The 25,596-nt window shown below is 57.4% G+C and carries 19 protein-coding genes and 1 tRNA gene; 11 read left to right on the top strand and 9 right to left on the bottom strand.

Annotated elements, in window-relative coordinates:
- The first annotated feature begins 171 nt into the window (after positions 1–171).
- Genes OQE62_RS15030 through OQE62_RS14995 form a run of 8 tightly spaced genes read left to right on the top strand, consistent with a single transcriptional unit; the run spans position 172 to position 13,804 of the window.
- Positions 172–1,695, top strand: a complete 1,524-nt coding sequence (locus tag OQE62_RS15030; RefSeq protein ID WP_265722864.1) for a type I restriction-modification system subunit M — start codon at positions 172–174, stop codon at positions 1,693–1,695.
- Positions 1,685–2,875 (top strand): restriction endonuclease subunit S, encoded by a 1,191-nt coding sequence (locus OQE62_RS15025; protein WP_265722863.1) that lies wholly within the window; start codon positions 1,685–1,687, stop codon positions 2,873–2,875. Before OQE62_RS15030 ends, OQE62_RS15025 begins: the two co-directional genes overlap by 11 nt.
- Positions 2,876–2,888: 13 nt before the next feature.
- Positions 2,889–3,968 carry a DUF4917 family protein gene (locus OQE62_RS15020; RefSeq protein WP_265722862.1) on the top strand — a complete coding sequence of 360 codons (1,080 nt, stop codon included), beginning with the start codon at positions 2,889–2,891 and terminating at the stop codon, positions 3,966–3,968.
- Between the two features lie 49 nt (positions 3,969–4,017).
- Positions 4,018–6,456 (top strand): AAA family ATPase, encoded by a 2,439-nt coding sequence (locus tag OQE62_RS15015; protein WP_265722861.1) that lies wholly within the window; start codon positions 4,018–4,020, stop codon positions 6,454–6,456.
- The gene (locus tag OQE62_RS15010; RefSeq protein ID WP_265722860.1) at positions 6,453–7,784 is read left to right on the top strand and encodes an McrC family protein; all 1,332 of its coding nucleotides are present in this window, start codon (positions 6,453–6,455) and stop codon (positions 7,782–7,784) included. The genes OQE62_RS15015 and OQE62_RS15010 overlap by 4 nt, the downstream gene beginning before the upstream one ends.
- A gap of 46 nt (positions 7,785–7,830) precedes the next feature.
- Entirely contained in the window at positions 7,831–9,738 is a 1,908-nt protein-coding gene (locus tag OQE62_RS15005) for an ATP-binding protein (RefSeq protein WP_265722859.1), read from the top strand.
- Entirely contained in the window at positions 9,735–13,025 is a 3,291-nt protein-coding gene (locus OQE62_RS15000; protein ID WP_265722858.1) for a type I restriction endonuclease subunit R, read from the top strand. The genes OQE62_RS15005 and OQE62_RS15000 overlap by 4 nt, the downstream gene beginning before the upstream one ends.
- Positions 13,026–13,030: 5 nt before the next feature.
- Positions 13,031–13,804 carry a M48 family metallopeptidase gene (locus tag OQE62_RS14995; protein ID WP_265722857.1) on the top strand — a complete coding sequence of 258 codons (774 nt, stop codon included), beginning with the start codon at positions 13,031–13,033 and terminating at the stop codon, positions 13,802–13,804.
- A gap of 96 nt (positions 13,805–13,900) precedes the next feature.
- Here OQE62_RS14995 and OQE62_RS14990 read toward each other — a convergent pair whose 3' ends face one another.
- The 6 genes from OQE62_RS14990 to OQE62_RS14965 form a co-directional block, all read right to left on the bottom strand.
- On the bottom strand, positions 13,901–14,143 hold the full coding sequence (locus OQE62_RS14990) for an SPFH domain-containing protein (RefSeq protein WP_265722856.1): 243 nt from the start codon (positions 14,141–14,143) through the stop codon (positions 13,901–13,903).
- Positions 14,107–14,421: an SPFH domain-containing protein gene (locus tag OQE62_RS14985; protein ID WP_265722855.1), complete on the bottom strand. Its 315-nt coding sequence runs from the start codon at positions 14,419–14,421 to the stop codon at positions 14,107–14,109. Before OQE62_RS14985 ends, OQE62_RS14990 begins: the two co-directional genes overlap by 37 nt.
- Before the next feature lie 378 nt (positions 14,422–14,799).
- A complete protein-coding gene (locus OQE62_RS14980) occupies positions 14,800–15,954 on the bottom strand; it encodes a slipin family protein (protein WP_265722854.1) in 1,155 nt (384 codons plus the stop codon).
- Between the two features lie 507 nt (positions 15,955–16,461).
- A tRNA-OTHER gene (locus tag OQE62_RS14975) sits at positions 16,462–16,532 on the bottom strand.
- Positions 16,533–16,868: 336 nt separating this feature from the next.
- Complete coding sequence (gene rtcA, locus OQE62_RS14970; protein ID WP_265722853.1) at positions 16,869–17,879, bottom strand: RNA 3'-terminal phosphate cyclase; 1,011 nt, start codon at positions 17,877–17,879, stop codon at positions 16,869–16,871.
- A gap of 116 nt (positions 17,880–17,995) precedes the next feature.
- Positions 17,996–19,222 (bottom strand): RtcB family protein, encoded by a 1,227-nt coding sequence (locus OQE62_RS14965; RefSeq protein WP_265722852.1) that lies wholly within the window; start codon positions 19,220–19,222, stop codon positions 17,996–17,998.
- Between the two features lie 234 nt (positions 19,223–19,456).
- Here OQE62_RS14965 and rtcR point away from each other — a divergent pair, with 234 nt between their 5' ends.
- Both rtcR and OQE62_RS14955 read left to right on the top strand, forming a co-directional pair.
- Positions 19,457–21,052, top strand: a complete 1,596-nt coding sequence (gene rtcR, locus OQE62_RS14960) for an RNA repair transcriptional activator RtcR (RefSeq protein WP_265722851.1) — start codon at positions 19,457–19,459, stop codon at positions 21,050–21,052.
- Between the two features lie 129 nt (positions 21,053–21,181).
- A complete protein-coding gene (locus tag OQE62_RS14955) occupies positions 21,182–21,763 on the top strand; it encodes an LOG family protein (RefSeq protein WP_265722850.1) in 582 nt (193 codons plus the stop codon).
- A gap of 368 nt (positions 21,764–22,131) precedes the next feature.
- Here the strand turns inward: OQE62_RS14955 and OQE62_RS14950 are convergent, their stop codons facing one another.
- The 3 genes from OQE62_RS14950 to OQE62_RS14940 are packed head-to-tail and all read right to left on the bottom strand — an operon-like array spanning position 22,132 to position 24,288.
- The gene (locus OQE62_RS14950) at positions 22,132–23,034 is read right to left on the bottom strand and encodes an NAD(P)/FAD-dependent oxidoreductase (RefSeq protein WP_265722849.1); all 903 of its coding nucleotides are present in this window, start codon (positions 23,032–23,034) and stop codon (positions 22,132–22,134) included.
- A gap of 41 nt (positions 23,035–23,075) precedes the next feature.
- Complete coding sequence (locus OQE62_RS14945; protein ID WP_265722848.1) at positions 23,076–23,786, bottom strand: class I SAM-dependent methyltransferase; 711 nt, start codon at positions 23,784–23,786, stop codon at positions 23,076–23,078.
- Positions 23,787–23,835: 49 nt separating this feature from the next.
- Complete coding sequence (locus OQE62_RS14940) at positions 23,836–24,288, bottom strand: Rrf2 family transcriptional regulator (RefSeq protein ID WP_265722847.1); 453 nt, start codon at positions 24,286–24,288, stop codon at positions 23,836–23,838.
- A gap of 160 nt (positions 24,289–24,448) precedes the next feature.
- Here OQE62_RS14940 and OQE62_RS14935 point away from each other — a divergent pair, with 160 nt between their 5' ends.
- Entirely contained in the window at positions 24,449–25,498 is a 1,050-nt protein-coding gene (locus OQE62_RS14935; protein ID WP_265722846.1) for a PDDEXK nuclease domain-containing protein, read from the top strand.
- Positions 25,499–25,596 lie beyond the last annotated feature (98 nt).

Genomic DNA, 25,596 nt, shown 5'->3' with positions numbered 1-25,596 from the left:
CCTCCCCTCCGGAGTGAACACAGCCACAATCCGCTGTAAAATCAGCAGATTACGCGAACAACCCCACTACTAGACTGCCCAAGCTCACAGCGAATAGGCGAAGGCAGCCTCCCAAAAGCAGTATCTGCACAGAATTTAACAGGGCCGGTTGCCCTAAAGAGCAGTAACCCGATGAACGACAAGATCAACCAGGACAGTATCAATAAGGCATTATGGAATGCCTGCGACACCTTCCGCGGCACCATCAGCGCCGACACCTACAAAGACTTTATCCTCACCATGCTGTTCGTGAAGTACATCTCCGATGTGTGGCAGGATCACTATGAAGAATATCTGCAGCAGTATGGCGACGAGCCGGAGCTGATCGAGGAGATGATGAAGAGCGAGCGCTTCGTACTGCCCAAAAGCGCCAGTTTCTACACCCTGTGGGAACACCGCCACGAGCCCGGCAACGGCGAGCGCATCGACCAGGCGCTGCACGCGATCGAGGAGGCCAACGGCACCAAGCTGAAAGACGCCGGCAAGAGCGTGTTCCAGGATATCTCCTTCAACACCGACAGGCTGGGCGAGGAGAAGCAGAAGAACACCATCCTGCGCCACCTGCTGGAGGACTTCGCCAAGCCGGAACTCAACCTCAGGCCCAGCCGCGTCGGCAGCCTGGACGTGATCGGCAACGGCTACGAATACCTGATCAAGAACTTTGCCGCCAGCGGCGGCCAGAAGGCCGGCGAGTTTTACACTCCGCCGGAAGTGTCCGACCTGATCGCCGAACTGCTGGACCCGCAGCCCGGGGAGTCCATCTGCGATCCGGCCTGCGGTTCCGGCTCTCTGCTGATGAAATGCGGGCGCAAGGTGGTGGACAAGCACGGCAGCAAGAAATACGCCCTCTACGGCCAGGAGGCCATCGGCTCCACCTGGTCGCTGGCAAAGATGAACATGTTTCTGCACGGCGAGGACAACCACAAGATCGAGTGGGGCGATACCATCCGCAACCCCAAGCTGCTGGACAAGCACGGCACCCTGATGCTGTTCGATATCGTCACCGCCAATCCACCCTTCTCCCTGGACAAGTGGGGCCACGACGAGGCCAAGAACGACAAGTTCGGCCGCTTCCGCCGCGGCGTGCCGCCGAAGGCCAAGGGTGACTACGCCTTTATCCTACATATGATCGAGACGCTGAAGCCGAAGAGTGGGCGCATGGGCGTGGTGGTGCCCCATGGCGTGCTGTTCCGCGGCAGCAGCGAGGGCAAGATCCGCAAGCAGCTGATCGAGGAGAACCTGCTGGACACGGTGATCGGTCTGCCGGAAAAACTCTTCTACGGCACCGGCATCCCCGCCGCCATCCTGATCTTCAGCCGCAACAAGGCCGACGACTCGATCATGTTTATCGACGCCAGCCGCGAGTTCAAGGCAGGCAAGAACCAGAACCTGCTGACCGGGGACAATATCCGCAAGATAGTGGATACCTACCACGCCGGCGCCGATGTGGACAAGTACGCCTATGTCGCCGATCTCGATGAGGTCCGCGAGAACGACTACAACCTAAATATTCCGCGCTATGTGGATACCTTTGAGGAAGAGGAGGAGATCGATCTGTTGGCGGTACGCGCGGAGCGCGAGCGGCTGAAGGCCCAACTCAACGAGCTGGAAGGCGAAATGGTCAAGTATCTAGAGGAGCTTGGCTATGGTGCCTAAAGGCTGGAAACCTACTCAAATAGGAGAACTTGCTAAGTTTTCTTCTGGCGGAACTCCTAGCAAAAAAAATGATACCTATTGGGGAGGCAATTATCCTTGGATATCGGGAAAAGATCTTAAAGGTCATTACCTTGAAAATAGTGTCGATAAACTGAGTAGCGAAGGTTTTCGCTCAGCTAAAAGAGCACCGAAGGGCTCAAGTTTGATACTTGTGCGCGGAATGACTCTGCTAAAGGACTTTCCTGTTGGCTATGCCACTAGAGAATTAGCATTCAACCAAGACTTAAAGGCATTAGTTCCCAAAAAAGATGTGGATGGCCTCTTCCTTTCTTTTTTATTGGCTGGCGAAAAGCACAGAATCAGGCAGCTTGTAAGTACTGCTGGACATGGTACTGGCCGATTAGATACCGAATCGGTTAAAGAGTACCCCGTAAACCTTCCCCCCACCTGGGAGCAAAAGAAAATCGCCCAAATCCTGTCCACCTGGGACAAGGCGATCACTACCACAGAAAAACTGCTGGTCAACAGCCGGCAGCAGAAAAAGGCGCTGATGCAACAGCTGCTTACCGGCAAGAAGCGCCTAGTGGATGAGAATGGGGTTAGATTTGGTGGGGACTGGAAGATGTACAAGCTTGGCAATCTCTTTAAAGAACGGGTGGAAACCAATCGGGAAGACCTTCCACTGCTATCAATAACTGCTGATGTTGGAGTTATGTATCAGGAAGACACTGGTCGTAAAAACACATCAAATGACGACAAGTCAAAATATCGGCGCATTTGCGTAAATGATATTGGCTACAACACTATGCGGATGTGGCAAGGCCGTTCTAGCTTGTCGGACAAGGAAGGCATTGTAAGTCCTGCTTATACAATCGTAATTCCCGGCGACAAGATAGTGCCTGCGTTTGCTTCTTATTTATTCAAACTACCTGAACTTGTGCATGTATTCTACAGGAATTCTCAAGGCCTAGTTTCCGACACTTGGAATCTTAAATTTAACCACTTCAATAAGATTTCATGGGCCTTCCCCGATCTCTATGAGCAACAGAAAATTGCTAGTGTTCTTTGCAAAGCAGACAAGGAAATCGAAATATTGCAGCAAAAACTGGATTTCCTAAAACAGGAAAAGAAGGCATTGGTGCAGCAGTTGCTAACAGGTAAACGAAGAGTACAAATTTGAACGGACTTAGAGCATGGATGAAATTGTAAGCTTTGATGACGCAATCTCAGACTCCGCGAGATTTTCTAAGCGGCACTTACTCTTAGGCAATGGATTTAGCATTGCCTGCCGCGCAGACATATTCCATTACGCATCACTTTTTGGTCAAGCCGACTTTTCTGCCATCCCTGAAGCCAAGCGAGTATTTGATTCTCTCAATACACAAGACTTCGAGGAAGCTATTAAAGCACTTGAGAATAGCGCCAAAATTATCCCCATCTACACACAAAATGAAATAGAAGGCGGCAATAAAATGGCAGCACATGCCACCGCCTTAAAAGATCTCCTCGTAACGACCATAGCTGGGGCTCACCCAGCATCCCCTAATGATATAGATGAAAATAAATTCTGGTCTTGTCGAAGGTTTCTAAATTATTTCATAGGCTCAGAAGCTCACAATGGCGGATATGTATTTACCTTAAACTATGACCTTCTTTTGTATTGGACTCTCATGAATGAGGGGAATCCATTCGCCGAAGACCAAATAAAATTAAAGAAAAATGACAGTTTTGGAAATGACGAAGACCTTCCAGAATCTGATTATGTTGTATGGCAGGGCGAAACAGCCGCGCATAGCGCAAACATATTTTTCCTTCATGGCGCTCTACATCTTTTTGACTCAGGATCAGAACTTCAGAAATATACCTGGATTCGTAGCGGAGAACGCTTGGTAGATCAAGCGCGAAGAGCGATCAGCGAAAATAAATACCCACTCTTTGTTGCCGAAGGAACAAGCACCCAGAAAAAGAACAAGATTCGCCACAATGCATACCTTTACCAGGGATTCAAAGTACTTACAGCTAATGCCCAAAAAAGTACACATTGCTTTTTCATCTTTGGTCACTCACTAGCCGAAAATGACGATCATATTCTTACCAGGCTGGCAAGGGGGAGGTTTAGAAAGCTCTATGTTGGAATTTTCGGCGACCCAGACAACACCGTTAATAAAACAATAATACAAAGAGCTAAAAATTTAGCCACAATAAGGCACACAAGGTATCCGTTAGAAGTCGCTTTCTTTGACTCAGAAACTGCAAGGGTATGGGATGGGTAACTGGTTTTCTACCAAGAAACAACAATGAACCCGATAAAGGCTATTTCACATGGAATTAGATTTTACATCTGAGATATTTTCTCGTCTCGGCGAGATCGTAAAGGTTGGCGGGCTGTACGAGAAAAGAACGGGCGATAGCGAAGCCTATAAGAACTTTATCGAGCGCTTTCCTGCTTCTGAAATCAGCAGCTTGACTCTCGATCAATACTGCATGGGCAAGGATTCCATGCAGGGCAACTTCTGCTGGTGGCTGGAGCGGGGTCTGGAAAAGACTCTGGGCCGCTATTCCCCCGGCACCGCCCGCGGCCACATCCTGTACAAAGACAAGAATGGCAGCATCTTTACCCACCGCAGCTTGAAGCACCTGGGACCGGAAGGCGCACTTAGGTACACGTTGAAGCTACACAGCGTTATTGCCAACGCAGATGCCAAGGGCGATTACAGCTGGCTCGACAACAGAGACGAAATTTTCTCCAAGGCAAACGTCGAGCCACTGCACATCATGGGTGCCGGCCGTAAACTGAGAATCTTCGCCGTTTACCACCCGGACGAGGTCATTCCGATTTCCTCCAGCAATCACCTGGGTATCTTCCTGGAAGCTCTGGGTCACCCGAAAGATGGTATCCCCGAGGACAACCAGCCGTTCGCTCGGATGCGCCTGCTGTCTGAATACTACGCACACGCCAAGCAGCATTTCAATCCAAACCTGACGCCGTTCGGGTTTATGGAGGCGCTGTACAGCGAGGAGCTCGGCATCAATCCCGGCAACGACGCGGTAAAGTCGAGCAAAAGCAGTGAGGATGTGGAAGAAACAGTAGCGGTCAGTCACACGCCGCTTAACCAGGTCCTCTGTGGCCCGCCCGGTACCGGAAAGACCTACAGCACCACCAACTTGGCAGTAAAAATTGCCGATCCCGAATGGTACCAGAAACAGTCCGATGAGCAGGATGGCATTCTTTCCCACAGCGCGCTTAAGCAGCGTTACGACCAACTTGTTGGGGAAAAGCGCATCGTCTTTACCACCTTCCATCAGAGCTTCTCATATGAAGACTTCATTGAAGGCATTCGAGCGGACACAGAAGAAGACGACAATAACATCCGTTACAAAGTAGAGAGTGGTGTTTTCAAGAAGATCTGCACTGATGCAGACCGTTCAATAAATTCTGGAGACACTATCGGGCTGGCAACCGCGCCCACAATTTGGAAAATTTCCATTGGGCGTCGACACGAGGTCGAGATGCGTGAGCGCTATTTCAACAATGGCGAGGCGCGGATCGGATGGAACTCCACTGGCGACCTAACAGTTGATTACGAAGATCGTACAGATGATGAACAGGCTTACTGGGATCAACTGAAAAGTAAGAACAGAAGCACCATCCGCAACTTCTCGGAAAGAATGCAAGCGGGTGACGTACTACTGTGTCTGAAAGACGCAGAGACTGTACAAGCCGTTGGAATCGTGACGTCGAATTATTTGTTTGACGATGTCGCAATTCGGGATGGTGAAGTCAAGTATGCACATGTCAGAAATGTAAACTGGATTCTTCGAGATATTAACTTTCATATCCTTCCGTTGAATAGCAATAAACGATTGGTGCAACAGACCGTTTATGAGCTGGACAGGATTAATTGGAACGATCTAAAAGCAGAGCTAAAGGCTCAAGGTTATTCTCTCCCTACAGATGACTTAATCGAGCAGGGCCCAACCATAGATTGTGCACTACGTGAGCGATCACCTCAAGCAGCGGAAAAGCCGAACTACGTCTTGATAATTGATGAGATTAATCGCGGAAATATTTCCAGAATTTTTGGTGAGTTGATTACCTTATTGGAGCCATCCAAGCGCAAAGGCGCGGAGGATGCCAGAGAGGCTATTTTGCCCTATTCAAAGGATGCTTTTTCTGTGCCGTCAAACGTCTATGTAATCGGCACTATGAATACCGCCGATAAATCACTGGCGCAACTGGACTTGGCTCTGCGACGCAGGTTCAGTTTTATCGAGATGGCACCGGAACCAGAGCGCCTCGCTGGCGTTCTAGTACATGGCATTGATTTAGGTGAGATGCTTTCAGTGATCAATCAGCGCATAGAGGTACTGCTGGACCGCGACCACCTGATCGGCCACAGCTATTTTATGCCGCTACTCAAGATGACCAGTGCCGAGGAACGCGAGGCGGGCTTAACGCGCATCTTTAAAAGGCAGATTATACCGCTGTTGCAGGAGTATTTCTTCGACGACTGGCAGCGCATCCGCTGGGTGTTGAATGATCAATCCAAATCCAAGCGGAACCAGTTTATTCACGAGGGCGGAAAAAGGAGCTTGCCCGACCTCTTCCCCAATTTGGATGCGGAGCAGCTCAGTGAGCGGCGCTATACCTTGAACGCCGAGGCATTCGGAATCCCTGAAGCCTATAGCGGAATCCTGGCCGGCACGCGCGCCACCGCGGCAGAAGCTTCGGTGCCGGAAACAGAAGCCGCCGAAGCATGATTCAGGTCCGCGAATACGCCACCCTGAGTAGCCGGTGCGACGGCGCGGCCAGCCTGGATCTGGGCTTTGTCTCGGAGGCCACGTTGAACTGGCTGCTGGAACTGCAGCAAAAGCAACAGAGCGGGCTGCTGAGCGGGAGCGGCCGCAACAGTGTGAAACTCGGGAGTTATGTAGGCTACCTGCAGAGCCCCAATGGCGAGTGCATAGAGATACTGCCCAAGACCCAGCGTCAGCTTCCCTCGCCGGCGCAGGCGCTTGAAAACCGCCGGCTGCTGCGCGAGATGCTGCTGACCAGCTTGCAGCTGAAGTCGCGCGAGGCGGATGCTGCCAGCCTGCAGCGCTTGCGCACACCGCTGCACGAGTGGATTTTTACCCAGTTTCTCGATCAATTGAGCCAGCTGGTGCGCCACGGCTTGCGCTTCGACTACCAGCGGGTGGAAGAGGAGAGCCGCTTTATCCGCGGGCGCCTGGACCAGACGCGGCAGAGCCGCCAGACGCCGGACAGGGCCACCTGGTTTCACATCCAGCACGATATCTACAGTCCGCAGCGCATCGAAAACCGGCTGTTGAAGACCGCGCTGGATGGAGTGCTCAAATTGACGCGCAACCCGGACAACTGGCGGCTCGCCAACGAGCTGGCGCACCAGATGATAGAGATAGCGCCCTGTCACAATCCGCTAGCCGATCTGCCCAAGTGGCAATCGGGCAAGCTGATGCAAACCTATGACGCCGTGAAACCCTGGTGTGCGCTGATCCTGGAAAAGCTTAACCCCAGCTTTCAGCGGGGCCGGCATCGCGGTATCGCGCTGCTGTTCCCGATGGAGCGCCTGTTTGAGAACTATGTGGCGCACTGGCTGAAGCGGCAGCTGGCCCCCTATAGCCGGCTGCGCACCCAGGCTTGCAATAAGCACCTGCTTCGACACAAGCCTGAAGGCGCGCCGCTTGAGCGCGGCTGGTTTCAGCTGAGGCCCGACCTGTTGCTGGAAACATGTTTGCCGGGGTTGGCACCCGTTGCGTCGGTGATGGATAGCAAGTGGAAGCTACTCGACAACAAGCTCGCGAGCAGTGACTCGAAGTACAACCTGAGCCAGGCGGATATGTACCAGCTCTACGCCTACGGCCAGCAGTATATGAATGGCGCCGGGCACATGGCGTTGATTTTCCCCGCGCATGCGGATTTTCAAGCCGCGCTGCCTCGCTTCAGTTTTTCCAAGGATCTGCACCTGTGGGCGCTGCCGTTCGACTTGAAACGGCGGCAGCTGGTTCCAGGAGCATGGCTGGAAAACTTTCCCGGCCTGCGGGCATGTGTTGACCGGGAAGCGGTGTAACCTGTTATAAACTCATGGAAGCGGCCAAACTCACGCGGAGTCTAATTTGCTGAATACAACCCCGGAACGGCTACTGCAAGAGCTGCGGCAACTGGACGAACATCCCCGCATTGAAGCCAAACGCGCCCGGGATATAGGCGCCTCGGTGATGCAAACGGTCTGTGCCTTCGCCAACGAACCCGGTCTCGGCGGCGGCTATCTGCTGCTTGGGGTTAGTGAGCCGGATGAGACCCACGATACTTACTGGTTGTCGGGTATCGAGGATACGGACAAGCTGTTAAATGCCTTGCAAAGCAATTGTCGGGACCAGTTTGAGCAGCCTGTCGCGGTTCAGTGCGAGGTCGGCAACATCGAAGGCCAGCGCATAGCGGTCGTGTTTGTGCCGGAACTGGAGCCCGCCGCCAAGCCCTGCAGTTTCAAGGGTAAATTCGACAGCAAGAACAAGAGAAAAACCGGCGTTTGGCGACGTGGCCTCAACGGGGATTATGAGTGTACCCAAGCGGATCTCGAACCCATTTTGCTCGCCAAGAGCGGCACGAGTTTTGAGCAGGTTGTGCTTGGAGATGCCGGGTGGGACGACCTGGACCCGGCGGCCATCGAGCTTTACCGCAAGCTGCGGGAGAAGGTGCGCCCCCACGCGGAGGAACTCAAGGCAGAAGACCGGGAGATGCTGCGCGCGCTGAACCTGGTCAAGCGTGTGAACGATCAATGGAAACCCAACCTGGCCGGCCTGCTTCTACTGGGCAAGCCGCTCTCACTGAGACGCCTGTTGCCCGCGGTGCGCGTGGATTACGTGCGCATCCAGGGCACCCAGTGGGTGGAAGACCCGGAGCAGCGCTTCGCCACCACCATCGACTTCCGCGAGCCGCTGCTGCGGCTGATCCCGCGCCTGGAAGCGGCCATTCTCGACGACATGCCGCGCCACTTCCGGCTGCGGGAGGGCGAAACCCAACGCTCCGACCAGCCGCTGGTGCCGCAAAAGGTGATCCGCGAGGCCATTGTGAACGCAGTGATGCACCGCGATTACCAGGTCAACCAGCCGACACTGGTGGTGCGCTACAGCAACCGGCTGGAAGTTCGCAACACTGGCTATTCCCTGAAGCCCGAGGCCCTGCTGGGCGAAATGGGCTCCGCCCTGCGCAACCCCATTCTCGCCGCCGTGCTCTACGACCTGGAGTTCGCCGAAACCAAGGGATCCGGTATCCGCACCATGCGGCGCCTGCTGGATCAGGCCGGCCTGACTGCGCCGGTGTTCTCCAGCGATACCTTCGCCAACCAGTTTTCCGCGGTTTACCTGCTGCACCAACTCCTGGGTGAGGAACAGCTGGCCTGGCTGCGGCAGTTCAACCACCTACAGCTTTCGGACGATGAGGCCAAGGCGCTGATTCTGGCCAGGGAGACAGGAGCGGTAGATAACGCTGCCCTGCGGTCCGTAACCGGCCTGGATACCCTGTCCGCGAGCCAGGTTCTGGGCCGCCTGCACCACCAGCGACATCTGTTGCTAAAAGGCGGGGCGGGGCCAGCAACCTACTACGAGCTCGCCCGACTATCCCCTCTGCCTCTCTTTGATGGCAGTGAGCCGGATGCAAATGCGAGTGAGCTCGAGTCAAATACGAGTGACCTCGAGGCAAATGCGAGTGACCTCAGGGCAAATGCGAGTGACCTTCCGCAAGCCTTGCGCCGGCGCATTGCAGCGCTGACGCCGAAGGCCCGCCAGAACAAACTCTGGCCTGTTGTCCTATGGCTTTGCGCCCTGCAACCCCAGACAGCCGAGTCGCTCGCAACTTTGCTTGACCGGAAAGTCACGCACTTGAAGAGCGGGCACCTCACCGAGCTGAGAGCACAGGGGCTGCTGGATTACCTTCATCCCGAGGTTATCAATCATCCCGACCAAGCCTATGTAACCACCGAGGCCGGACGCGCCTGGCTGCGCCAACAGGGAGTAGACCTATGAACCCCAGCCCCAAATTCCAGGAGGAATACAGCGCAAAGCTCCCGGCGCTGGCGCTGCTGAACAACCTGGGATGGTCTTTCCTTCCTCCCGCACAGGCATTGGGCGCGCGCGGCGGCAAGCAGGACGAGGTGGTGCTGCGCGACCTGCTGCGCGCGGAACTGCAAAAGCGCCGTTTTGTCTTTGCCGGCCGCGAACAGGCCTTGTCGGGCAAAGCCCTCGACAACTTGATCGCCGAGGTGTGCAGCCCGGCGCTGAATGAAGGTCTGTTGACCGCCAACGAGCGGCTGTACAACCACCTGCTGTACGGCATTTCGGTTACCGAGTTCGTTGACGGCAAAAAAGCCAACCCCACTATCGCCCTGATTGACTGGCAGAACCCGGCCAATAACAGCTTTGTGTTTACCGAGGAGTTTCGGGTTACGCGGTCAGGCGGCGTCGAGGCTCGCCGCCCGGATATCGTGTGCTTCGTGAACGGCATCCCGCTGGTAGTGATCGAGGCCAAGCGGCCGGATGGCAACGCCAACAAGGGCCCCACAATCGACGAGGGCATCTCCCAAAGTCTGCGCAACCAACGCCACGACGAGATTCCGCTGCTGTTCGCCTACAGCCAGTTACTGCTGTCGATCAACGGCGCAGACGGGCGCTATGGCACCTGCGGCACGCCGACCAAATTCTGGGCCTTGTGGCGCGAGGAGGATATCTCCGATGCGGAAATGCTGGCGGTAAAGAACCAGAAGCTCACGCAGGATCAGATGGTTTCACTGTTCAGCCACCGCAATCCCCGCGACCTGGATTGGTACCAGACCCTGATCGCGGGGGGCAATCTGGCCGTAACCGGGCAGGATCAGTTGCTGATCAGCCTGCTGCAGCCCGCACGCCTGCTGGAGATGATCCGTTTCTTTACCCTGTTCGACAAGAAGGCGGGCAAGGTTGTCGCCCGCTATCAGCAGGTTTTCGGCATCAAGCGCCTGATCGAGCGCATCAACACCTTTGAGCCCTCTCCCGGAGGGAGAGGGAGCAGAAAGGGCGGCGTGATCTGGCACACCACCGGTTCTGGCAAGTCCTTTACCATGGTGTTCCTGAGTAAGACTCTGATATTGCACGACGCGCTGAAGCTGTGCCGCATTGTGGTGGTCACCGACCGGGTGGACCTGGAAAGCCAGCTGAGCAAGACCTTCGCCTCCGGCGGCGAGCTGTCGGGGAAGAAAGGCATGGAAGCCGCCATGGTAACCTCCGGGAAACGGCTGGCGGAGCAGATAGCCAAGGGCAGCGAACGGATTATCTTTTCTCTGATCCAGAAATTTAACAGCGCCACCAAGTTGCCGGAGTGCGTCAATAGCAGCCCGGATATCATCGTCCTTATCGACGAGGGCCACCGCAGCCAGGGCGGCGAGAATCATATCCGCATGAAACAGGCACTACCCAATGCCGCCTTTGTCGCCTTTACCGGCACACCGCTACTGAAGAATGACAAGACCACCAATAAGTTCGGCCCCATAGTTCACGCCTATACCATGCAGCGCGCGGTGGAGGACCGGACAGTTACCCCGCTGCTGTATGAGGAGCGCATTCCGGATCTGGACGTGAATGCGCGCGCGATCGACAGCTGGTTCGATCGCATCACCGAGGGTCTGACAGAGGAGCAAAAAACCGATCTCAAGAAGAAGTTCGCCAAGAAGGGACAGATCTACAACGCCGATGACCGCATTCGCATGATAGCTCTGGACATTTCCAACCACTTTGTCAAGAACATCGACGAAGGGTTGAAAGGGCAGCTGGCCTGCAACAGCAAGGCCTCGGCCATCAAGTACAAGCAGTATCTGGACGAAGCCGGGCTGTTTGACTCGGCGGTGGTGATGAGCCCGCCGGATAGCCGCGAGGGCAATACCGATGTGGATGAATCCACTGTGCCGGAAGTGCAGAAATGGTGGAAGGAGAATGTGGGCTCCACGGACGAGCAAGCCTACACGAGAGCACTGATTGAGCGCTTTGACCAAGACGAATCGCTCAAGATGCTGATCGTGGTAGACAAGCTGCTGACCGGCTTCGATGAGCCCAAGAATACCGTGCTGTATATCGACAAGCCGTTGAAGGAGCACAACCTGATACAGGCCATAGCGCGGGTCAACCGCCTGCACCCAAAGAAGAAGTTTGGCCTGCTAATTGACTATCGCGGCATCCTTGCCGAGCTGGATACCACCATCGCCAAGTATCAGGACCTTGCCTCGCGCACTCAGGGCGGCTACGACATCAATGATATCGCCGGCCTCTACAGCCAAATGAGCACCGAGTACAAACGGTTGCCAATGCTGTACAAGAACCTGTGGGCAATCTTCGCCGACGTGAAGAACAAGAATGATATCGAGCAATTGCGTCAGGTTCTGGTTCCCAGGGTCGAGGAGCGCGCGGGCGAACTCGTGGATGTACACCTCAAAGTTCGGGAGGACTTCTATGAAGCGCTTACTGAGTTCGCCGGCTGTCTAAAAGTGGCCCTGCAATCGGCCACCTTCTTTGAAGACAAGAGTTTCACGGATGCGGACCACCGACATTACAAGGAAACGGTTAAACAATTCTCGAGCCTGCGCCAGCTGGTCAAACAGGATGCCGGGGAAACCGTCAGCTACGACGAGTACGCCGAGCAAGTAAAAAAACTGCTGGACAAGCATGTCGTAGGCGTGGAGGTGAAGGAACCCGACGGCGTGTATGAGGTCGGCAAGATGGGGCAAAAGCAACGGCCCGAAGATTGGAGCGAAGAAAAGACCCGCAACGAGACCGACATCATCAAAACCCGCGTCGCCAGGACTATCGAACAGGAACTGCGCGACGATCCCTATGCACAGGAGGCCTTCTCCAAGCTGCTGCGCCAGGCCATTGAGGAGGCGGAAAAACTGTTCGATCACCCGCTCAAGCAGTACATGCTGTTCCGAGAATTTGAGCAGCAGGTACGGGAGCGCCGTCTCGACGATATTCCGGACGTCTTTACTGGCAACCGGCATGCACAGGCTTACTTTGGCATATTCAAGAAGACACTGCCCCAAGTGTTTTCGGTCACGGACAACCAGGTTGTGGACAAGTGGGTAAAACTGGCATTTGTGATCGATGAAATCGTGGAAAAATCCGTAGCCGAGAACTCGATCAACCCGCAGAATATCGAAGCCGATATTCGCAAGCAGTTATTACCGATGATGTTTAAGGAGTGCAAAGCGACTGGCGGCGGTATGGACCAGGCCAAAGCGATTGTGGAATGGGTGGTGCAGATTACCCGCGTTGGTTTGAGTGGAATCTAGATCCCATGAGTGTTGCAATTCAAAAACCGGATGGCTCAGGCTACAGGCTGAGCTTCAACTATGGTGACGAACGAATTTTTTTCGAGCGTCTGCCGCGTACCGAAGGTGTGCGCCGGGTTCTGGTCAAGGTGCACCCGGACTGTCGTGTGCAGGTTGCGGCACCGCCGCAATGTGACGACGCCGAAGTGCTGGCGACGGTTAAGAAACGCGGACGCTGGATCTACAGGCAGCTGCGCGATTTCCGCGCGCGTCTGGAACACCTTACACCTCGTCGGTATGTCAGCGGCGAGAGTCACTACTACCTGGGCAAGCAATACCTTCTCAAGGTTATCGAAGCACCCGGTAAGGTTCAGGGCGTAAAGCTGTTTCGTGGAAAACTGGAAGTGAGCGTCCGGCAAAAAGGCGCCGATAAAGTACAAAGCTTACTCGACGCGTGGTACCGAGCGCGCGCCAGAGAAATTTTTGCCAGGCGCCTCGATGCCATGCTTGAGCAGGCTCTATGGACAAACGAGCATCCGCCTCTGCGCATCCTCACCATGCAAACCCAGTGGGGCAGCTGTTCACCCAACGGCCGCTTGACACTCAACCCACATCTCGTCAAAGCGCCACGAGAGTGTATCGATTACGTGATACTTCACGAGCTCTGTCATATTGCCGAACATAACCATAGCGAACGTTTCTATCGGTTGATGACTCAGGTCATGCCGCAGTGGGAAAAAACCAAAGAGCGGTTGGATGGGATGGCGCTGAAGATCATCGGAGACATTCCGCTTCCTTAAACAAGCCTTCTTTAGAAAACTTTAGAAGAAGTAGATTGCTCTATACATGACCGTAAAGTTCAATCTGCCTCCTGCCCGCCCATACGGGCGGGTCTCTTATTGCGAAGAAACAGCAGGCTGCAGTTTAACCAAATTGTTCAACACTCCCGCCAATCCCCCATAAACCGATATCCTATCGATCCGCGCAGTCACCCGCTCCAGCGCCTTGAGCTCCTTCAGGCGCATTAGCACCGGGCTGTTTTCCATCATCCTGGCGGTGTTGTGCAGCGACCGCATGGCCTGGGTTTCTTTCCGGCGTTTGATCAGGTTGGCTTCGGGCTCCTTCTGGGCTTCCACCACCTGGTGAGGATCTGCTTCATATCGCCCGGCAGGATGACGTCCTTGACTCCCACGGTTGCGATTTCGATGCCGTGTTCGGCCAGCTGTTCGCACACGTCCAGGGCGATGCCGAGATTCAGGCTGTCCTTATCTTCCCGATGGACCAGTGGATCTCTCGCGACGATCTCTAGCCTGTGTTTAACATTCCCGTACAGCGGCAGCACCAGGGCACGCTCGGGAAAAGTCCAGCCCCCATTTAATCCTGCTTGTTCACAACTTTTCGCTGGAGAAACTTTCAACCCAACCACCCAGACTAACGCCGGAGGTTAGGAGGCACTCACTCCCCCTTCCGCAACCAGCCGCTCCGGCGCGGCCAAAATGAAGGTTCGGTTACTAACATATTCATTGGATAAATCTGTGAATAAGTTTTGAGTATCCCACCCGAACCCTATGGTTACGGGACTCGGGAAAAATGTGTGAAAAAGCAACGATTTGCCAGGCGCTGGCGAGCCAGGCGGCCCGCCCTTGCACCTTAGCTGTCATTCCGGCACGGAGCCTTTAGCAGACTTGATCCGGTACAGGAGTTCAGGTGCCCCCGAACTGGATACCGGCCTTCGCCGGTATGACGAGTCGATGAACGCTTGATTGACACAGAGTGTCTACAGGCAGGCGACTTATCAGGAAGCACCGGAAGGCTGCAACTTGACCAGGTTGTTCAACACACCTTCCAAGCCGCCATACACAGAGATCTTGTCGATCCGTGCAGTCACCCGTTCCAGCGCCTCGAGCTCCTTCAGGCGCATCAGCACCGGGCTGTTTTCCATCATCCTGGCGGTGTTGTGCAGCGATCGCATGGCCTGGGTTTCCTCCCGGCGCTTGATCAGGTTGGCTTCGGACTCCTTCTGGGCCTCCACCACCTGGTTGAGGATCTGCTTCATATCGCCCGGCAGGATGATGTCTTTGACTCCCACGGTTGCGATTTCAATACCGTACTGGGCCAGCTTGTCGCGCACGTCCCGGGCGATGCCGAGGTTCAGGCTGTCCTTGTCTTCCAGCAGTTCGTCCAGGCTCTGGGTGCCCACGGCTTCGCGCAAGCGCAGCTGGAGTTCGCGGTAGATGAACTCGGCATACTTGCCCAGCTTCAGTACGGCCTTTTCAGGGTCCAATACCCGGTAGCTGGCGCTCAGGTTGATGCGCAGGCTGACGCGGTCCTTGGTCAGGATTTCCTGGCCGCTGACTTCCACGGTCTGCAGGCGCAGGTCCACCAGCTGTACGCCGATGGAGCGGTTGCATTTCCAGAAGCCGTAGCTGCCCGGCGCCAGCCGCTGTTCCAGCTTGCCGTTGACGGTCAGCAGGCCCAGGTGTTCGTCCGGCACTTCCACATAGTGGATCGCGGGCAGGGCCGAGCCCTTCCTGGTCACCCCGGCGCCGCGGCCGAGCAGGCTGACAAGCTTTTCGTCGACGGTGTAGTCCTCGCTGATATCGATGATATCGACGCGCACCTGTTCGACGCCCTTCCACACGGGCAGGAAGCTGCCCGGGTTCAGCACATCCACCAGATGACCGTCCCGGTACAGCAGGCCAACCTGGGTGTCCGTCAGTTCGTAGGATTCGATATACGGCGCCAGTTTTTCGGCGTGGCTGTTGAGCAGGAACTTGGAGTTGGGGCGCTCGAACAGCACCTTGCTGATATCGTGCACCTCGATGCGGGTTTGGCCGGCCAGTTGCATTACGCGGTGGCGGCCCGGCTCGAGCACGCGCACGAAGCGGTTTCTGCGGAACAGGAAGGCGCGTTCGCTATCGGCTATGTCGATGCATTTCCATATCAACATTTTGTTTCTCCTTCTCTACTGCTTTTCTGCGCTCCGCTTGTAGAACGGAGGTCGGGGAAGGGGCTTCGTTCGGTTCCCCTCTCCCTGACCCTCTCCCCGGGGAGGGGGGACTGGTGCGGGGAGTGGCTTGTCTCCGTCCGCTGGTTGTTTGTGTTGCTGTTGTGGCCATCAAAGGTGAGGCCCACCCGGAAACGCAGAGGGCGACGGTTTGAACAGAGCAGGTTGTGCAACCATTGGCCGGATCGGCCGGCGTTGTGGGAAGCATCAACAGTCTGCTTCCCTCTCTGCCAACGGATTCGGCGTAGCTGTACGACGTGCAATGTTGCCCACCGGCGGCGTCTGCGCTTCCGGCGCCCTGAAGTGCTGAAGTTCTGTTTCCCCGGAAGGAAACGGTTCTACGGCGCCTCGGGGCCATGGGCCTCTGATACACACAAAAGGGCCGTGGCCCTGTGGGGACTCGAACCCCAGGCTTTCGCCTTTACCAGATAGGTCGTTTTACGGACGACGGTACTTTGGCAGGAGTCGAACCTGCGGCCGGCCGATTGTTGTCGGCTGCTCTACCTCTGAGCTACAAAGTGGTGTTCAGGTAATTGCCCGCTCGGTACACAATTTGCCAGTGGCTTTTGCGCCGGGCTGGGGTTGGAGCCAGCGCCGTTGAGGGGGTATTTTTCCTAAACTCTTTTACGATCATCTGCGGGTGGCGTGGCCATTCTCTCTTTCTCCCGCCCGCGTGGCGGGGTCGAGAGGTGGGGCCTTGGTTGGCGGCCCTCTCCCTAGCCCTCTCCCGAGGGGAGAGGGGACTGGGTGGGGGCGTCGTTGGCCGTATTTCAGATGATCCGTGTTCTTTGCCCCTGCACATCCCCTGTGCGGGTGGGCTTCCTTGCGTTGTTGTCAGTCCTCGGTGTTGCGGTTGTTTAGACGGTGACTTTCCAGGCCAGGTCGCTTTGCTGTTCCAGCTTTACCTGGATATCGGTGAACTGGCGGATCACTTCGATATTGGTCAGCAGGTGCTGGCTGGGCTGCTGGGTTCTGAAGTGGCCGCCTTTGCCCAGCACCATGGGCAGTACCAACTGGTCCGCCAGGTGTTTGCCGACCGGCACGTCGGCGGCCAGGTACTGGTTCAGTGCCTTGACCGCGCGGCCGGCGACCCGCTCTGCGCTGAGTTGTTTCTCGCCCACCACTTCGATCACTTCCGCAACCTGCTCCGATACAACCCGCAGCGAGACGATGTTGCCCGGGCCGGCGGACTCTACCTGGCGCCGGTGCAGGCTCTGCTCCGGCCAGTGGCATTTGTTGCGGATTTTCTGCAGTTCCCGTTCGGCGATATGGGCCGGTATATGGGAGGAGGTCACCAGGGCCTCCTGTTGCAACACGGCGCTGCGCTCGGGCAGGTCCAGCGGTTTCAGTTGCTGTACCGGCCGGATGCGCGCTCGCCAGCGGCCGCCACCGGCCGGGTAGAAGCCGAAGCGCTCCAGTTCGGTCTCCGCGCGGTATCCCATCTTTGAGATCAGCGGCAGGAAGGCCCTGTCGATAAAGTCGAAACTGGGCGCATTGGGGTTGTGGGTGCCGCCCTCCAGGCAGACCTCGCTGATGCCGTCCGCCAGCAGCAGCGGCAGCAGGATCGTCTGGAATACAAGACTGGTGCTGCCGGCGGAGCCGATGGCAAAGCGGTATTCGCCGGGCCGGACCAGGCCCGGCTTGAACACCACTTCCATCGCGCCCAGTTGGTCGCCTGAGATCTCCGCGCCGCAGATGTCCCGGCCAGCGCGCAGGCAGGCGAGGTGCTGGCGCAGCAGGCCCGGTTTGCGGCGGCCGGCACGGATATTTTTGATGCGCACCGGTTTTTGCAGACATATGGACAGCGTCAGTGACGAGCGAAAAATCTGTCCGCCGCCTTCTCCCTGTGAGCCGTCGATAACCAGCATCTTTCTTTTCCTTTTCTCATTTTGTTTGTGTGGTGGAGGCTGAAATTTCAGGGGGTTTCGATAGGCAGCCCTCTCCCTAACCCTCTCCCGGGGGGAGAGGGGACTGGGGGGTTGCTTTATCCTTTTACGCACACGACCTGTTTCAGGGTGTAGACGATTTCCACCAGGTCCTGCTGGGCCCCCATCACCTTTTCGATCGGCTTGTAGGCGGACGGGGTTTCGTCGATCACGCCGCTGTCCTTGCGGCACTCCACGTCGGCGGTGGCCTGCAGGTGCTCTTCCAGCGAGACCATTTTCTTGGCCCTGGTGCGCGACATCACGCGGCCGGCGCCGTGGCTGCAGCTGCAGAAGCTGTCCGCATTGCCCAGCCCGCGGACGATAAACGAGCGCGCGCCCATGCTGCCGGGGATGATGCCCTTCTCCCCCTCGCGGGCGCGCACGGCGCCCTTGCGGGTTACCAGCACGTTCCTGCCGAAGTGGTGCTCGCGGGACACATAGTTGTGGTGGCAGTTGACCGCCTCCATGCGCGCGTCGAAGTCCATTTGCAGCGCCGCTTTTACCGCATCGATGGCGCGGGCCATCATCACTTCGCGGTTGATGCGGGCGAAGTTCTGCGCCCACTCCACCGCCTCGACATACTGGTCGAAGTGGTCGGTACCCTCCGGCAGGTAGGCCAGGTCGGAGTCCGGCAGGTGGATATGCCAGCGCTCCATATCCTTTTTGGCCATCTCGATAAAGTGAGTACCGATACGGTTGCCGACGCCGCGGGAACCGCTGTGCAGCATCAGCCAGACGCTGCCGTGTTCGTCCAGGCACAGCTCGATAAAGTGGTTGCCCGTGCCCAGGGTTCCCAGGTGGTTGATGTTGTTGGTCTTCTTCAGCACCGGGTGCTTTTCCTTCAACAGATCAAACTGCGCCGCCAGCGGCGCCCAGGCTTTCATCACGTCGTCCGGCGCATTGTTCCAGGCGCCCTTGTCGCGGCCTCCCCGGCGCCGCGCCGAGCGGCCGTGGGGTACCGCGCGTTCAATCGCCGAGCGCACCGTCGCCAGGTTGTCCGGCAGTTGCGAGGCCTTGATGCTGGTACGCACCGCCATCATGCCGCAGCCGATATCCACACCCACCGCGGCCGGTATCACCGCGCCCAAGGTCGGCACCACGCTGCCGATGGTGGCGCCCTTACCCAGGTGCACGTCCGGCATCGCCGCCACCCACTGGTGGATAAACGGCATGCGCGAGATGTTTTTCAGCTGCTCTTTGGCCTCGGCCTCGAAAGGCACGCCGACGGTCCAGGATTTGATCGGTACGCCGCCGTCCTGCATCACTTCATACGCTTGCTGAGTCATTGCTCTTCCCTTGTTCAAATGCGTTTGCGGTGTTGTCCGCTGTTGCGTTGCCCGCGCTTGCCCACTGCTATTGCCAGGAAGGTGCCAACTTTGCGCAAAGGATCGGAAAAATTTTTAAGTGATTGATTTTTATGGATTTATTGTTTTTATCTGGAAAGCTATCCACAGCCTCGATCGAAATCGAATTGCCGTTTATCTATCTTTTTTGATAGCAAACTTTTATATTCGATAGCCATGAAAACAGTAGCTATCAGTATTCTCGGCACCACCATGGATCGGCGCGGCAAGGGCGACAAGCGCTGGGACAAGTGGCGGCCGACCGTTTCCATGTGCCAGCACGACGATCTGCTGATCGACCGGCTGGAACTGTTGTTCGACAACCACTCCCAGGGCCTGGCCGACCAGGTGACGGAGGATATCGCCCGTGTGTCGCCGGAGACGGAGGTGGTCCACCACCGGGTGAACTTCCGCGATCCGTGGGATTTCGAGACGGTGTACAGCCAGCTGCTGGACTTCGCCCGCGGCTATCCGTTCAAACGCAGCCGGGAAAACTACCTGGTGCATATCACCACCGGCACCCACGTGGCGCAGATCTGCCTCTACCTGCTGACCGAGGCCGGCTACCTGCCCGGGCAGCTGCTGCAGACGGCACCGGCGAAACGCGACAGCAACCTGCCGGGGCAGTACCAGATCATCAACCTGGATCTGTCCAAGTACGACCAGATCGCATCGCGCTTCCGGAAGGAACACCAGGAAGGCACCGTCTACCTGAAGGGCGGTATCGAGACCAACAACGCCGCCTTCAACCGCATGATCGAGCAGCTGGAGAAAGTCTCCATCCGCTCCAACGCGCCCATCCTGATTACCGGCCCCACCGGCGCCGGCAAGACGCAGCTGGCGCAGCGGGTGTACGAACTGCGCAGGCAGCGCGGCAAGCTCGAGGGGCAGCTGGTGGCCATCAACTGCGCGACGCTGAAGGGCGAAAACACCATGTCCGCGCTTTTCGGCCACAAGAAAGGCGCCTTTACCGGCGCCACGGCCGATCGCGCAGGGCTGCTGAAGGAGGCCCACAACGGGCTGCTATTCCTGGACGAGATCGGCGAGCTCGGGCTGGACGAGCAAGCAATGCTGCTGCGCGCGATCGAGGACAAGCGCTTTATCCCGTTCGGCTCCGACCGGGAATCGAGCAGCGATTTCCAGCTGATTGCCGGCACCAACAAGGACCTGGGCCAGCAGGCCCGGGAGGGAAACTTTCGCGCGGACCTGCTGGCCCGGATCGACCTGTGGACCTACGAGCTGCCGTCGCTGAAGGAACGGATCGAGGACCTGGAGCCCAATATCGATTACGAGCTGGAAGCCTATTCCAACAAGGCGGGGCACCTGGTCAGTTTCAACAAGGCGGCGCGGGAGAAATATCTCGCTTTTGGCCGCTCGCCGGAGGCCAGCTGGTCGGCCAATTTCCGCGACCTGAATGCCAGTATTACCCGTATGGGGACGCTCGCCGACGGCGGGCGCATCACGGTCGAGGTGGTCAACGAGGAGATCAGCCGCTTGAAGCGCAAGTGGCAGACGGCGGCGGACAGCGAAGAAAGCCCGAAGGCGACGATCGAAAATATCCTGGGGGATGGCAGCAGCGAGGAGATGGATTACTACGATCAACTGAAGCTGGCTGCATTGATCCAGGTTTGCCAAAACTCCAGCTCGATGGCGGAGGCGGGCAGGAAATTGTTCAACGTGAGCCGGCGGGTGAAGAAATCCAGCAACGACTCCCACCGGGTCAGGCAGTTGCTCGATAAGCATGGCATCCGGTTTGAGGAGCTGAAAGCCTAGCCCGCTATTGCCTGAAGAAAGAGTGTCCGCCAGGGAGAATACATCATATGAGCTGTTTTCAGCCTGGAAACGGCCCCCGGATTTCGATGTACAACTTATAAGATGTAATCAGCGGAGCAAACAGCTTAAATGAAGAATATCTGTGTCTACTGCGGCTCCAACCCCGGACGCCGGCCCGAGTACCGGCAGGCGGCCGAGGCGCTGGCGGCAGAGCTGCTGGCGCGGGATATCGGGCTGGTATACGGCGGGGCCAGTATCGGTGTGATGGGCGCGGTGGCCGATGCGGTGCTGGCCGGGGGTGGCCGTGTGACCGGCGTGATTCCGGAGGCGCTGGCCGTGCGGGAAGTGCCCCATCCCGATTTGACGGAGATGCATGTGGTGGGCTCGATGCACGAGCGCAAGGCCATGATGGAATCGCTCTCGGACGGCTTCATTGCCCTGCCCGGCGGGCTGGGTACATTGGAGGAACTGTTCGAGATTCTCACCTGGGCGCAGTTGGGGTTCCACTGCAAGCCCTGCGGTCTGCTGAATGTGAGCAGTTACTTCCAGCACCTGGCCAGCTTCCTGGATCACTGCGTGGCGGAACAGCTGTTGCGGCCGCAGTACCGGAATATGCTGCTGGAAGCCGATCGGCCGGCGGAGCTGCTGGCGTTGATGGATGAATACCAACCACCGGTGATGGATCACCGGCTTTCCCGGGACGATCTCTAGCCTGTGTTTAACATTCCCCGTTAATTGCAACATCAAGGCATGCCCGGGGATATTCCAGTTGCCGGTTAATCTCGCTTATTCACAGCTTTTTGCGAGATAAGTTTTCAAGCTTCTGACTCCGGCTGGCACAGGGAGTTAGTTTCCACTCACTCCCATTCCATCACCAACAACGCAGGCCCGGCAAAAATGAAGGTTCGGTTACTAACATATTCATTGGATAAATCTGTGAATAAGTTTTGAGTATCCCACCCGAACCCTATGGTTACGGGACTCGGAAAAAACGTGTAAAAAAACAACGATTTGCGAGGGGCTCGTGAGCAGGACGGTGACGGATGTCGTCCGGGGCCTGGCAGCCGCTATTTGCCCAATCATCCGGCCTCGCCGAAGATCAGCGACTTGTGCGCCGCCATCCCCGCCATGGCCCCATCCGCCATCGCAAAGGTCACACTGCCCGCCGCACGCGCGGTATCGCCGCAGGCGAATACAGCGGGCACGGAAGTCGCCTGCATGTCATCGGTCTGGATGACGCGCCCCACCGGGCTTTCCTCGAAGGCACAGCCGAGTTGTTCCGCGAGTGGGCTGGCGGGCTCCAGTGTTGGTACCAGGAACAGGCCGGCCAGTTCGACGGCGCGGCCGTCGCGCAGGCGAACGATGGCTTCGCCCTCCCCCGCCAGTTCAGCGACCGGTTCCACCTCGATGCTGACGTTGCGCGCTGCCAACTGGCGCAGCTCTTCCGCATCCGGCTCGACGATACCGTTGGTAAACAGGGTGGTCGGGCCCCAGTCCGGCAGCATCAGGGCCTGGTGGACGGACATGGCGTTTACGCCGAGTACTCCGATGGGGCCCTCGTTCAGTTCGTAGCCGTGGCAGTAGGGGCAGTGGAATACGGATCTGCCCCAGCGCTCGGCCAAGCCGGGGAGATCCGGCAATTGGTCGCGCACGCCGTTGGCGAGAATCAGCCGCCGGGCCTCGAAGGACTCTCCCGTTTCGGTCTGTATATGGAAAGTATCGCCGTCGCACCCGGCGGATCTGGCGGTGGCATCCAGCCAGGTGACGGTGGGGTATTTCAGCAACTGGGCGCGGGCGTCTTCGGCAATCGCGGATGGCGGGCGGCCGTCCTGGCCCGGGATGCCGTGGGCGTGTTTGGCAAAGCGGTTGCGGCGCTGGCCGGCGTCCAGCACCAGCACACTGCGGCGGGCGCGGGTCAGTTGCAGGGCTGCGGCCATGCCGGCGTAGCTGCCGCCGACGATCAATACATCGTGAATCGCCATTGCGATACCTCCTCATTAAAGGGCAAATTCGACCTGTCTGTTCAATGTCCCTGTGGCGATCGCGCGGCATACCAGCCGCGTATCAGGCCCGCCTGGTAGAAAGGTGTTGGCGGCTGGAAGCCACCGGATTCGATCATCTTTTCCACTTCAGCCGGTGGCAGCACAGCGACGTCGCGGCCGTAGGCGGTGCGGATGCGTTCCAGCTCGCCGGGCGAAATATCGTCGGCGCCGCGCATCATGCGGAACCACGTTTCCAGCAGCTTTTCGTAGGCTGGCGATTTCGTATCGAACGACAGGTCCGAACTGACGAGCATTCCACCCGGCCGCAACCGCCGGGCGATATCGCGGAAGAAGCCGATGCGGGTCTCGCGCTCCAGGATAAATTGCGATACCAGCAGTGCGCTGGCGCCGTGGAAGTCAGCGGAATCGGCGAGCGATTCGAGATAGCCTTCATGAAAGGAACAGCGTTCGGCAAAGCCCGCTTTGTCGGCGTGATCGTGGCAGACTTCCAGCATCGCCGGGGAGGGTTCCACCACGGTAAAACGCCACTGCGGAAATTGACCGGCGAGAAAACGCAGCTCCGCCCCGGTGCCGGCCCCCACACAGAGAAATCGGGCATCTGCGGGGAGATCGGAAAATACCGACCCCATCAGCAGGTGCAGCGCCTGGTTCAGCGGGCCCAACCGGCGCCACTGCTCGTCGTAGCTGGCGGCCTGCTGGTCGAATGCCTTGCGTATTGAATCCCGTTGCATCTCGCTTCTCCGATCGATTGTTCAGTCCGAACAGGGTTCGCCGGCGGAATCACTTCCGGTTGTCGCACTCCCGCTCGCCGCTCTTCCTGCGCAGGCGGAAGTCCCGGCTCAGCGCCGCCAGGGTGATGGTGCGGAAACGATCCAGCAGCAGCGCCTCGGCCTCGCTGAAGGCGTCGCTCATGGCCGCGTTCACGGCCTGCTCCACCAGGCAGCCGGGGGATTCGGTGCGGTGGCCGAGCGCCAGCACATCGGGGGCACCGAGGGCGACGTGAATGTCGTAGAGCGTGACCTGATCCAGGTCGCAGGCCAGCCGCCAGCCACCGCCGTGGCCCTTTTCCGACTGCACCAGCCCCTGCTTGCGCAGGCCGCCGAGAATGCGACGGATCACCACCGGGTTGGTCTGCATCATGCCCGCCAGGGCCTCGGAGGTGACCGGCCCGTCGGCATCGGCCATGTGCAGGAGTACGTGGAGTACGCCGGAGAGTCTGCTGTCTCTTTTCATGTAACTCAATTTATTACATGAAATGATGCAGCGCAAGCTCCGGTGGCTAACGCATGTAGTATGGGCTTCAGGGCCGGCCCGAATTCGATATAGTGCAATGTGCACCCAAGCATGCCTCGGTTCACGAGAACAATGGACGACAACTCGAGGGAACCAGAATATGAATAACCCACCTCAGCCTGATGACCTGTTTGAAGAGATCAGTCAGCTTGTCGAGCGAGCCCGCAATGAGGTGCAGCGCAGCGTCAATTCAGCCATGGTGCAGACCTACTGGCACATAGGACGGCTGATTCTGGAGCGCGAGCAGCAGGGTGAACGGCGGGCGGCCTATGGTAAGGCTCAGTTGAAACGCCTGTCCGAGCGATTGACCAAGCGGTTCGGCAAAGGGTTCGACGCCACCAATCTGCGCAATATGCGGCGTTTCTACCAGGCTTTCCCAATTCGAGAGACACTGTCTCTCGAATTGAGTTGGTCCCACTACAATACCTTATCCCGCCTGGAGACCCCCCAAGCCCGCATCTGGTACATGGAGGAAGCTGCAAACCAGGGCTGGAGTGTCCGCGCCCTCGAGCGCCAGATAGGCGTGCTCTACTACGAGCGTCTGATCTCCAGCAAGGAGAAGGCGCCGGTGGAGGCCGAAGCCAGGGACAAGACCACGCCCCTCACGGACGACCCCAGAAACTACCTGCGCGATCCCTATATCCTCGACTTCCTGAACCTGGACAGCCGTCCCTACCAGGAGAACCATCTCGAACAGGGCATCATCAATAACCTGCAACGATTCCTGCTGGAACTGGGCAGCGGCTTCGCGTTTGTCGAGCGGCAACAACGTATCCGCACCGACGACGGCGATTACTATGTGGATCTGGTGTTCTACAACTACTTCCTGAAATGCTTCGTACTGATCGACCTGAAGATGAACAGGCTAACGCATCAGGACGTCGGCCAGATGGATATGTATGTGCGGCTTTACGAAGAGCAGAAGCGCGGCCAGGATGACAACCCCACCATCGGGCTGATCCTTTGCAGCGAACACAACCACACGGTTGCGAAATATTCGGTACTCAAAGACAGCCAGCAACTGTTCGCATCGAAGTATGTAACCGTTTTACCCAGCGAAGAGGAACTGAAGCGCGAGCTGGAACGAGAGCGGGAGCGGGTACAGCAGAGAATCGAGGAGTCGGCCGGTCAGTACCGCGTTGATGCCTGAAGCGGGTACTGCTCCTGGTGGGATGCCCTCGCCCACTGGATGAGATGAGTTGACGATTGTTCGCCTGCAGGCAGGCTCCTGCGGAGGTTGGCGGGCGC

This window comes from Microbulbifer halophilus (assembly GCF_026183675.1).
Lineage (GTDB): Bacteria > Pseudomonadota > Gammaproteobacteria > Pseudomonadales > Cellvibrionaceae > Microbulbifer > Microbulbifer halophilus.
Note: the sequence above shows the minus strand (reverse complement) of the source record. Positions and strands in the feature narration are given on the sequence as shown.